Source organism: Gallionella capsiferriformans ES-2 (assembly GCF_000145255.1).
GTDB lineage: Bacteria > Pseudomonadota > Gammaproteobacteria > Burkholderiales > Gallionellaceae > Gallionella > Gallionella capsiferriformans.
Map to the genome: position 1 here is coordinate 1,538,841 of NC_014394.1, position 11,059 is coordinate 1,549,899.

Below are 11,059 nucleotides of genomic sequence, written 5' to 3' on the forward strand. Positions count from 1 at the left end.
TACCGTAAAGCCTCTACTTGCATCTGGTTTTCCCGGATGCAGGTAGCGTCTGGGCGGCTCTTCACGTCTTACTTTCACCTGATTTTATGCAAGCAGCAACTCATGGTATAGCGATAGATATAGGTGACCTAAGCACTGCCACCAGATGAATGACACACGCCTCTTAAACGCTCCCGCCCATGCCTTCAACATACGTATGGATGAATTCCTGAATCTTGTCCCCGATACGCTCCAGAATGCTTTTCCTTTCCAGTATCTTCGGCTTGAAACTCAGCGACTCCACGATCTCCTGATCTCTGGGCAGGCGATTGGCAAACACATAGTTCTGTAGCAGCTTTTCAAATTGAGCAGGTTCGATCTGCTCGTCGCGACATAGCTGCACGAATGCGCTTTGTCTTTGCCGCATCCAGTAACTTTCAAACTCGGCAATCACATTGTCATCCGGTTTAAGTTTCGGCAGGTTGTCCTCGATGAACGCTTCGATCAGTTTGCGCTTGCTGCGCAGCTGCACCTCGCCTGCCAGCATGTCGAGAATCGCCTTCTGTCGCTTCCTGGCCTCCTCGGGCGGCAGATTTTTCAGGTTGACCAAGAGATTCAGAATATACGCCACATTGATTTCATCACGGTGAATCAGGCTCAATTCAAAATCCACCTCTTCCAGCACAGAGACCTTTTCAGGATCGGTTTGCTTCTTCACCTTGTCGTGGATGTCGAGATATTTGCTCTTGAAATCCTCAAATAACTGTTCTGCCATTGCCAGGTCAGTCTCGCTGAATTCGGCAAAGCTGGTGATAATGTTTTTCAGGCGCAGGAGGGCGCGGAATTTGGTGACGAATTCCAGCTCGGCTTTTTCATCAGGCAATGCATCTACACTGGCGACGGTCGGTGTCAGCGCTAGTAGTGCTTCGGTTGCCTCGTTGAACTGCGTCACGTAATCCTCATACGGCTCCAGCAGTACGGTTTCCTTGGCATCCTTGTTGGAGAAAAGCGCAATGGCTTCATCCGTGGCTTCCTTCAAATTGCGGAAGCAGATGATGTTTCCCTGCGATTTCTTGTCGTTGAGGATGCGATTGGTGCGCGAGAATGCTTGTACCAGCCCGTGAAACTTGAGATTTTTGTCCACGTACAGCGTATTCAGACGTGGGCTATCGAAGCCTGTCAGGAACATGTTCACGACCAGCAGAATATCCACCTGTCCGGCTCTTACGCGCTTGGCGATGTCCTGATAATAGTTGTAGTAGGACTGGCTATCGCGAGTGGAATACTTCGTGCCAAACATCCCGTTGTAGTCTTCGATGAACTCATCCAGTTTGTCGCGGCTGCGCTGGTTGATTTTTCCTTCCGGTATGGGATTCTCTTCAGGGATCAGTCCACTGGTCAGGCCGTTGGCATTCGGGTCTTCTTCGTTGGCTGCATAGCTGAAGATGGTGGCGATCTTGAGCGGTTTGGCAGCGCCGACCTGCTTCTGTTTGAACAGGTCGTAATACTTGATGAGTGTTTCAACGCTGCTCACACAGAACATCGCGGTGAAGTCCGGTGACTTGGTTTTCTGGGGATGATAGGCCAGGATGTAATCGGTAATCTTGCCAAGCCGTATCGGACTATCCAGCAATTCCTTGGTGTCTATGGCTTCAACGTCAATATCTATCTCGTTGGCGTTGTCCACACGTTTGTATTTTCCCACGTACTCGACGGCAAAGCGCAGCACGTTCTCATCCTTGATGGCATCCACGATGACATATTTGTGCAGGCACTCACCGAATAAATCCTTGGTGGTTTTCTGCTGTCCGATACTGCCGGTCGCGTTATCGGCAAAGATCGGTGTACCGGTAAAACCGAACATTTGCGCGTTTCGGAAAAACTGTTTGATGTTCTGGTGGGTGTCGCCAAACTGGCTGCGATGGCATTCGTCGAAGATGAACACGAATTTCTTGTCTTGCAGATGGGTGACGCGGCTCAGGTAATGCTCTTTGACGATGGCGTTGTTGAGCTTCTGGATGGTGGTGAGGATCAGCTTGGTGCTGTCATCATTCAGTTGCTTGACCAGCGTATGCGTATTGGTGGTTTCGTCCACGCTGCCTTTGCAGAAGCCGTTAAACTCCTTGGCAGTCTGATAATCGAGGTCTTTGCGATCCACACAGAACACGACCTTATGCACCTTGGGCATACGCTGGATAATCTGGGCAGCCTTGAATGAGGTGAGCGTTTTACCGGAACCTGTCGTATGCCAAATATAGGCATTGTGCGAGCTTTGAGCGTCGCTCAAATGCCTGCGAGAGGCGAATTCGTTGCTGTTCTTCACCCGATCCACCAGGGCTTCCGTGGCATAGAACTGATACGGACGCAGTACCTTGATGACCTGCTCCTCCGTCATCACCATGTAGTGCGTCATCATCTTGGCGATGTGGCAAGGCTTCAGGAATTCGGCGCTGAACTCAAGCAGGTCGGACAGGCGTTTGTTTTCCTTATCCGTCCAATAGAAGGTTTGCTTGAATGACTGCTGTTTGTTGTTGGAGAAATACTTGGTATTTACGCCGTTGCTGATGATGAACAGTTGCACGTACTGGAACAAGCCAAAGCCTGCATCGTAGGAATCATGCTGGTAGCGGTTGATCTGGTGGAATGCGACCTTGAGTTCTGCGCCTCTGCGTTTCAGCTCGATCTGCACCAGCGGCAGGCCATTGATGATGAGCGTGACGTCATAGCGGTTCTTGCGTTTGCCCTGCATCGAGACCTGATTCGTGACCTGAAACTCATTCATGCACCAGTCATCGCAATTCAGGAAACTGATATAGGCGGTCTCGTCGTTGTCGCGCTTGAGGGCAAACTTATCACGCAGAATTTTGGCACGTTCAAATACACTGCCAGTGTTCAGGTGATTGAGGATGCGGTCAAACTCGGTCGGCGTGAACTGGATGTCCTTGTTGTGGATCTGCAACTGCTGCTTGAGGTTCGCCAGCATCGCGGTTTCATCGTCCAGCGTCACGCTGTCGTACTCCATGCCCTTGAGTTGAGCGATCAGCGCGGCTTCTAAAGCGTATTCGGATTGCGTACTCAAGGTGATCTGCCTTTCTGTTGAACTACACGAACATCTGCTGTAATAAGCCTTGCTTGTACTGCTTCACGGCTTCAAGCTGGGTTTTAGCGGTAGTAATCTTCTCGTCAATAGCGGTCAGGAAATTGGCGATTTTAGTTTGCTCTTTCAAACATGGGTAAGGAATAGGCAATCCTAAAAAGCTCTCGTTTGTGATATTCATACGATCATGACGAGCGCCAGAATTTGAAACGCTCTTCATGTAGTCATGCCAATGGGTTGTGTGAAAGTATTGCTCTATAAAATTCAAATTTCCTGCTTTGAATCTGAATACGTTATAGAGAGGTGACATAACACCAACAGCCAAGTTATTCCTCTTGATTGGGCCGACCAAAGCATTAGCAGAAATTCTTGGGTTGTACACAAAATCATCAATCTCAACGATGTAATAGCCACCCAAGTTGTTTTGATTAGCAATGTCTCTTTCAAAATAGTCTGATTGACTGACAATCCCTTGCGTAGCTGAATTGGTCAAAACATTGTTGATTGCCGAGTCTTTATTCTTCTTATTTACCTTGGCTGCGATTTTCTCAAGCTCAACCACATCCCACTCTGGAAAATCACACCCATCGTCATCCTTAAATCTCAGCTCCTGGCTGAAAATCTGCTGCATCACGCCTTTTTTGTATTGGGTAAGCAGGTCGTGCTTGCGGGTGAGCTGGGTAAGCTTTTGATCGACAGCGGTGAGGAAATTGGCGATTTTGGTTTGCTCTGCAAGCGACGGAAACATAACCATTACAGCGGCGATGTCTGCCTGACCAATTGTAGTCATCGTGGCAGTTTTACCTCTCGCTACCAACTGTTTTCTTGCCTTCGATGTGCGTAATAGGTAGTTAGCGAATACCGAATTTAGCACGTCCTTCCTTGGACGCATCCTTATCAGATGCCCATCAAAGGTTATATCTTGAGAGTGTCCGAGATAGATGTTTGAGAATGCGATTCCCTCTTTAACTAACGACGAACGGGTAAAAAAGATTTCACCATGCTCAACCTTGTTTTTCTTGAATTCAGCATCACTCAGTTCGACCAGAGACAATCTATTTTCATCAATGGTTGTCTCGATGTACATATCCAGCACATTGATTAGCTTGTAGCCTCGCCCAGTTTTCTTTGGGTCATTAAACACGCCATTGGTAAAGCCTGACTCACTTAGATTTATTAGACTTTCTTCGCTCCATGCAGCTTGTCCCTTATCAAACCTCAAAGCTGGCGCACTCATTTACCACCTCGCTTCTTCACGACTTCAGCCACTGCATTCAACTCTTCCAGTTCTTGAGCGTCAGCGGCAAGGGCTTGTTCGGTTTTGCGTCGTGCATCGAATTTCGCGTACTGGCTATTCACCTGTTTTTCCATTTGCGCGTGGCTGATGCGTCCTGCACTGGATAGCACAGGTTTGTCGTTAAAGGTGAGCAGTTTATCTACGTTATCGCGCCAGTAGGGCAAGGTAAGGTCTTTACGCTCTTTCACACGCAGCTCTGCTGTTTCCAGAAAGATGACGGTCAGCCGGTTCAGACTGTCCACCTCGTCAGCATTCAGATAGTTCTTGGCAACGGTGATGTCGCCCTTGCGCACTACGCTCCCCTTGAATGATTGCAGGTTCATATTGGGCGCGCTGGCATCGGCGCGCTGCACGATGATCTCGGCGGCAGTGTGTTGGGTAACGGCGTACAGCAGTTTGTTTTGCGTTTCGGCAAAAAACATCTGCGTGGCTTTGTCGCTGGCATCGTAATCACTGGATAAGGCGAGCAGGTCACGCACCTTTTGGTAGAAGCGCAGTTCGGAGGTGCGGATCTCGCGGATGCGTTCGAGCAGCTCATCAAAGTAGTCGGCTCTGCCATCTGGATTCTTGAGCCGTTCGTCATCCATCACAAAACCTTTAATCAGGTATTGCTTGAGATGGGCATTCGCCCATTTTCTGAATTCAGTGCCGCGTGGACTGCGCACTCTAAAACCGATTGCCAGGATCATGTCCAGCGCATAAAAGGTGACGCGGTAATCCTTGCCATCGGCGGCAGTTGTCAAGTAATCCTTGATAACTGAATCTGACTGTAGTTCCTTTTCTTTCAATATGTTATTGATGTGAAGGCTAACATTTTGCTTAGAGGTGGAAAAAAGTTCTGCCAGCTGGTTCTGGTTCATCCATATATTGCCATCGCGTGCATACAGCGAGACGGCCGCTTGACCGTCAGCGGTGTGGTAAATGATGAGGTTTTGTTGATTGGCTTGGCTAGGCATCGGATTAAACCTGAGCAAAAGGCGGTGCAATGCCTAATTCTTTGCAGAACGCTGCAATGGTGGCATCGGTCGTCAGGCTGGCTTTGTCTAGTTCGATCAATTGGGCAGAGATAACTGCCAGATCAATCGCTTCTTCTGCCTCGAAGGTGTCCACATAACGCGGAATGTTCAGGTTGTAGTCGTTGGCCTTGATGCTCTCGATACTCGCCACATGACTATACTTCTCTTCGTTGCTCCGCGCCTTGTAAGTATCAACGATTTTTTGGATATGCTCAGGACGCATCACATTGGTCGTTTTGACCTTGTCAAAGTGCTGGCTGGCATCAATGAACAGAATGTTGTCAGGATTCTTGCGGCATTTCTTGAATACCAGCACGCAGGTCGGAATGGATGTGCCGTAGAAGATATTGGCAGGCAGGCCAATCACCGCATCGAGACAGTTCAACTGCTCAATCAGGTATTGGCGGATATGCCCTTCAGCAGCGCCACGAAACAGCACGCCATGGGGCAACACCACCGCCATCGTGCCTTCTTCGGCCAGTTGATAGACCATGTGCTGCACAAAGGCCATATCGGCTTTGCTGGCAGGCGCGAGTTTGCCATATACCGAAAAGCGGTCATCGCTCATGTGCAACTGGCTGGCGCTCCACTGGGCGGAAAACGGCGGATTAGCGACGATGGCATCGAAGCGCAACTCACGATGTTGAGGGCGCTCCAGCGTGTCTTCCTGCTTGATATCGAAATCAGCGTAATGAACATCATGCAGAATCATGTTCATCCGCGCCAAGTTGTAGGTGGTGCGGTTCAGCTCTTGGCCGTAAATTTTATCGACCTGCTTGGCCTCGCGTTTGACGCGCAGCAACAGCGATCCGCTGCCACAGGTCGGGTCGTACACACTCTTGAGCGTTTGCTTTTGTGCTGTAACCAGCTTGGCAAGCAAGGTTGAAACAGGCTGAGGGGTGTAGAACTCCCCCGCCTTTTTACCTGCGCCACTGGCAAACTCACCGATCAGGTATTCGTAGGCATCGCCCAGCACGTCGGCAGTTGAATCCGACAGATTGAAGTCGATCTTGTCCAGATGGGTCAGCACCTTCGCGACCAGCGCATTCTTCTCCTTCTCGCTGTTACCCAGCTTAGATGATGTCAAATCCAAGTCTTCAAACAGGTTCACGAAGTCGTCGGCGCTCTCCGTACCCAAGGTGCTTTGCTCGATGTTCTTCAGTATCCGGGTCAGGTCAGCGAGAATGAAATTGTGACTGTCGCCCAGCTTGTGTTCATCTTCCTGATTGCTGCCCTTCATGGCGATGGCATGGAACAGCTCGGATGGCTTCAGGAAATACCCAAGTTCACCCAGAGCAGCTTCTTCCAGCGCGGCGATATAGGCACGGCCTTCTTCGGTGGATTCCTTGAGCGCAGCGAAGTGCAGATTTTCCTGCGCCAGCTCGGCATCGGCAAAGCGTTGGATTTTCTCGGACAGGTATTTGTAGAAGATGAAGCCCAGAATGTAATCCCTGAATTCATCTGCCCCCATCTTGCCGCGCAGGGTATTGGCGATATTCCATAGCTGTTGCTGTAACTGACGGCGCTGTTCTTCTGACATGGCATATAGGATGGTTTGTGAGTGCGGCATGATAAAGCGAAACACGCACAAAAACACGACAGTCATCCAATAACTTCAGAATGACCCCGCCAGCATCCGACAGGGCAAGCAATTCCATCGCAGTGAGATATTTGATTTAGGTATAAATTAGACAATTTTGCAAAAATTTGCACAAGAAAAAAGCCGCTAACTCATTGAATTAGCGGCTTTAATTTGGGGTGGCTGATGGGGCTCGAACCCACGACAACAGGAATCACAATCCAAAATTCAAACAAACCTAGCGCGTTGTTTTATAAGAATTTATTATATAATAATTGTCTAATAAATCCATGAACCAAGGTTAATAAAGCCCATTTAAATACTCAAGTCGACAATCGGTATTAGACATCAAATCAGCCGACTGACTCAAAGATACACTGAAAAAATATCCGTCTTAGCTATGCGCCACATCGACGAATTACAGCCCATCAAACCAGCTGCTTAAATCAAATCAAGTACGTCCTAACGGTAACAAATCAACCAATTCAATTGAGGCGATCAACATCTCCTGACGGATAGGAATTGCGGTCGAGGCCGATGGAAGTCACCCACTGCTCAACAATTATGGCATATTGCCGAGTCGAAATGTGTGGCGAGTCATATATGCGGCTTGGGAACAAAAACTGTTCTGATTTAAGCTGCGCCTGGGCAATCCATGCGGTGACCGCATCGCGTTTTTGTTCGGATATTTTAAACTACACAGGCCGATGCGTTTTCGCTGCATGACGATAGCGCGTTGTAAAACCTGCCCGCCTTGTGAAATGTCACGCACTTGCAACTAAACCAAATCACAGCCGCGCAATTTACTGTCAATGGCCAGATTGAATAGAGCAAGCTCCCGAACCTGATGCGCCAACTGAAGCCGGATGCGAATTGCCCATATCATCTTCAGCTTCAGCGACATCTTCTGACCAACCTGCTTACCTTTGTTCCACTGCACGCGGTGGGAGTTGATGTGGATATCGGTGTTCAGGTCGTTCTCCTTGTCTTGAAAGGAAAACAATTGTCACCCCTTTACGGTCGTTATGTGCTGATTTACACCAGTGCGAAAATAGCGGGTAACTTATGCCGTGGCAGGATGTTCCGATTCAACTGAAAGTTTCATGCCGACGGCCTTCAATACAGCCAGCAATGTTTTCAGGGTCGGATTACCTTTAGCTGACAGCGTGCGATAAAGCGTCTCTCGGCTGATGCCTGCTTCAGCAGCAACCGCACCCAGTCCGCCGTAAGCTTCTGCGACCGTGCGTAATGCAAGCAGTCCGGCAGCGCGATCATCAGGATTATCGAGCGACTCCATGGCGGCTTTCATGTATTCGACGGCCAGTTCGCGATCCGCACGCAACTCTGCAATTTCGCGCTCATGATGTGATACCGCCGCGCTAATTTTTTTACTCATTCTTGTCTCCGTTTCCAATCTTCCCAATACAGCTTGGCAGTCTTGATGTCGGCTGGCTGTGTTTTCTTGGATCCTCCACACAGCAAAATAACAACCGTCTGACCATGACGACCAAAGTAAACCCGATAACCCGCACCAAGATGTTCCCGTAATTCCTGTACGCCTTCACCAACGGGGTCGCAGTCACCGAAATTCCCCAACTCCAGACGTTTAAGCCGCATTCGAAACTTGGCTTGCGCCTGCTTGTCGCGCAGCGACTGAAGCCATTCGGTTAAAGGCTCTTTACCATCCTCAGTTTTGTATCGGAAAATTTCAATCATGGAAATAAATGTAGCTTATAAGCTACCAAATGACAAGCCATTAAATTGGGAATAACCAAGAGAGTTGCCGAAATGGGGGAAAAATTCGGGGGGGGGAGAATAGTGGTGTGCTTAGCTTTTACGTTGCGCAGATAAAAAACAACACAGGCAGAATCCCCTGTTGCGCTGATTATGGGTGAGGCGAATCAGGTGATCGGCAATCTCCACATTTTCGGCGGACAGCTTTTCCTCATTCATTTATTCACCTCACCTTTTGATAATCAATAGCCTAAGTATCAAATCGGTACAACCAAAGTTTTTTTCGCCGATCAGTCTAATCAGCAGCGATATCCGCATCGCCACGGGATGAAATTGTAGTCATCACTAAGAGTTCGTTTGGCATAAGCCTGGCTTGTACGTAAGTTACTCGGGTAGGTATGGCACAGACCACATTTCTGCCAAATCTGCACAACATGATAAACATCATCACTAAAACCTTATGCCGCTACGAACGGCCTTCCCAAAGGGTTAATTCAACAACCTTTTACAACACACGCCGGGTCACTCTTGGTGCATCTAGCTACCACCACTAAACACAATCGCATAAAATCACGACCCCCTTTTTTCCCCAATCCCGATACCGCATCCTCACCAGCTCTGCTGGCTCCGCTAATGATATTCGAGCACAATCTGGCACTTTTGAAGTGACAGAGGGGTGCATGTGAAGCTATGAAACGTGAAGCATGAAACAACTGCAATACAACAAACTACTTAGTCCTAATGAACATCCATGTAACTTCATCCTCCAGATTTCAATACAAATTTCCCACTCTACGTCTGTTTGTCCTGACCATAGATCAGACAGAACGACGAACAGCAATACAGCGCTGACCAACATGCCACCAACCCAACTGCTAAAAAGCCCATCGGGCTTCGTGCATGTAGGTTCTGGATGTAGTGCGCCCGCATCGAGGGTACTTATTGCTTTACTTTCTTTTGATTTATTACAGATTGAATGTCCTGCCTAGACAAAGGCAGATCAAGGGTTCGCTGGACGTTGTCCGCTACTAACTTTAGTTGTGATATCCATAAATCCCGTAGGAATTCAGGACGGATTTGTAGCGAGAAGCTACATGAGAATTGGTGACTAACCAATGTGAAACGTCGAGATTCGTACACTTATCCTAAACCTAAATAGGGCAACAGTACGCCGTCGCAGCCAATTTACCGTTGGCCAGTCGTACTCCACACTTAAGTGAAAGTGCGCGAATTAAATCATGAAAAAACTTGAGGTGTCAAATTTTCAAGTACCTGTCTCTGCTATATCACTCTTGTTTTTCATCAACGAATCCTTTTTCGCGCAATATCTCTCAATCACTCTCTATTTACTGAAAAGATGACTTTCAAATAAAAATTCTCTTTAAAGCGCCTGAAGGCCACCACAAAATTACAAACGGACTAGAACATTTTTTCTCTAACCCGTTGTTTTTTGAAGGAACGAGCAGATTACCCCTTGGATGTCGAAATAGCATTCAATTTGTAACATGTCGATTTAATTAGTTATACGTTGCGGTCTTCCGTTACAACCATGCACTACATCGCACAACGACGCATAACCAAATCCGGCAAAAGTCCGGCAAGTGATTAGTGACATGAGCTAAATTCTTTGTAACGTTTTCTATTGTCACCTTCTTCAGATTTGCTATTATGGTATGAATTATTCCTACCATAAGCTCAAAGGAACACCAATGGCTACCGCCGAAAAAATCAGTATTGCCTTGCCACCTGAAATGGTTCATATCGTCCGTGGTGCCGTTGCTACCGGCGAATATGCATCAAGCAGCGAAGTCATTCGTGATGCGCTACGCGACTGGACATACAAACGCAACTTGCGCCAGCAAGGCGTTACCGAATTGCGTCGTGTCTGGCAAGAAGCCGTAAATGACAAAACTCCAGGCATTTCTCCGGACGACGTGCTAGATCGCCTTGAATGCAAGTATCAGGCTATCGCCGAGAGTACAAGTATCGAAAAATGATGAAACTGGAACTATCACGCTATATTGAAGGTGATCTGGATAACATCTCATACTATATTGCCCAGGATAATCCACGTCGAGCCGTTACATTCATTCAGGACATTCGTGCGAAATTTTTCGACATCCAGCGTAACCCGCTAATCTATCAGCTTCGTCCCGACATTGGCGAGGAAGCACGTATGGCAACCGTTGGAAACTATGCCATTCTCTTCCGTCTCATGGGAGAGGTCATCAGGATTGAACGCATAGTTTACGGTGGTCGTGATTTACCAAACATTTTCGATCTATAAGAATCATCTGCAGCCAGCTCGCGATTAGTGGCTGAAAACTGTTCGGCCAATTTAATCATCATTCCTTGAA

At 48.0% G+C, this 11,059-nt stretch carries 9 protein-coding genes; 2 read left to right on the forward strand and 7 right to left on the reverse strand.

Features of this window, described 5'->3' with window-relative positions; all coding sequences use genetic code 11:
• Positions 1-163: 163 nt before the first annotated feature.
• From GALF_RS07060 to GALF_RS07090, 7 genes are all read right to left on the reverse strand, one after another.
• Entirely contained in the window at positions 164-3,058 is a 2,895-nt protein-coding gene (locus tag GALF_RS07060; RefSeq protein WP_013293376.1) for a type I restriction endonuclease subunit R, read from the reverse strand.
• Between the two features lie 22 nt (positions 3,059-3,080).
• The gene (locus GALF_RS07065) at positions 3,081-4,313 is read right to left on the reverse strand and encodes a restriction endonuclease subunit S (RefSeq protein ID WP_013293377.1); all 1,233 of its coding nucleotides are present in this window, start codon (positions 4,311-4,313) and stop codon (positions 3,081-3,083) included.
• Entirely contained in the window at positions 4,310-5,329 is a 1,020-nt protein-coding gene (locus tag GALF_RS07070) for a virulence RhuM family protein (protein WP_013293378.1), read from the reverse strand. Before GALF_RS07070 ends, GALF_RS07065 begins: the two co-directional genes overlap by 4 nt.
• A gap of 4 nt (positions 5,330-5,333) precedes the next feature.
• Positions 5,334-6,995 (reverse strand): type I restriction-modification system subunit M, encoded by a 1,662-nt coding sequence (locus GALF_RS07075; RefSeq protein ID WP_013293379.1) that lies wholly within the window; start codon positions 6,993-6,995, stop codon positions 5,334-5,336.
• 751 nt (positions 6,996-7,746) lie between these two features.
• Positions 7,747-7,971, reverse strand: a complete 225-nt coding sequence (locus GALF_RS15890; RefSeq protein ID WP_050752488.1) for a site-specific integrase — start codon at positions 7,969-7,971, stop codon at positions 7,747-7,749.
• Between the two features lie 60 nt (positions 7,972-8,031).
• A complete protein-coding gene (locus GALF_RS07085; RefSeq protein ID WP_013293380.1) occupies positions 8,032-8,364 on the reverse strand; it encodes an addiction module antidote protein in 333 nt (110 codons plus the stop codon).
• Complete coding sequence (locus tag GALF_RS07090; protein ID WP_013293381.1) at positions 8,361-8,684, reverse strand: type II toxin-antitoxin system RelE/ParE family toxin; 324 nt, start codon at positions 8,682-8,684, stop codon at positions 8,361-8,363. Before GALF_RS07090 ends, GALF_RS07085 begins: the two co-directional genes overlap by 4 nt.
• A 1,727-nt stretch (positions 8,685-10,411) precedes the next feature.
• On the opposite strand from GALF_RS07090, the gene GALF_RS07095 reads away from it, so the two are divergent.
• Both GALF_RS07095 and GALF_RS07100 read left to right on the forward strand, forming a co-directional pair.
• Positions 10,412-10,699: a ribbon-helix-helix domain-containing protein gene (locus GALF_RS07095; RefSeq protein WP_013293383.1), complete on the forward strand. Its 288-nt coding sequence runs from the start codon at positions 10,412-10,414 to the stop codon at positions 10,697-10,699.
• Entirely contained in the window at positions 10,696-10,989 is a 294-nt protein-coding gene (locus tag GALF_RS07100; protein ID WP_013293384.1) for a type II toxin-antitoxin system RelE/ParE family toxin, read from the forward strand. The genes GALF_RS07095 and GALF_RS07100 overlap by 4 nt, the downstream gene beginning before the upstream one ends.
• Positions 10,990-11,059 lie beyond the last annotated feature (70 nt).

What these genes read in the sequence shown, in the direction of transcription:
- GALF_RS07100 (WP_013293384.1), top strand. Translation starts at nt 10,696, where the DNA reads ATGATGAAACTGGAACTATCACGCTATATTGAAGGTGATCTGGATAAC.
- GALF_RS07085 (WP_013293380.1), bottom strand. Translation starts at nt 8,364, where the DNA reads ATGAGTAAAAAAATTAGCGCGGCGGTATCACATCATGAGCGCGAAATT.
- GALF_RS07065 (WP_013293377.1), bottom strand. Translation starts at nt 4,313, where the DNA reads ATGAGTGCGCCAGCTTTGAGGTTTGATAAGGGACAAGCTGCATGGAGC.
- GALF_RS07095 (WP_013293383.1), top strand. Translation starts at nt 10,412, where the DNA reads ATGGCTACCGCCGAAAAAATCAGTATTGCCTTGCCACCTGAAATGGTT.
- GALF_RS07075 (WP_013293379.1), bottom strand. Translation starts at nt 6,995, where the DNA reads ATGACTGTCGTGTTTTTGTGCGTGTTTCGCTTTATCATGCCGCACTCA.
- GALF_RS07070 (WP_013293378.1), bottom strand. Translation starts at nt 5,329, where the DNA reads ATGCCTAGCCAAGCCAATCAACAAAACCTCATCATTTACCACACCGCT.
- GALF_RS07090 (WP_013293381.1), bottom strand. Translation starts at nt 8,684, where the DNA reads ATGATTGAAATTTTCCGATACAAAACTGAGGATGGTAAAGAGCCTTTA.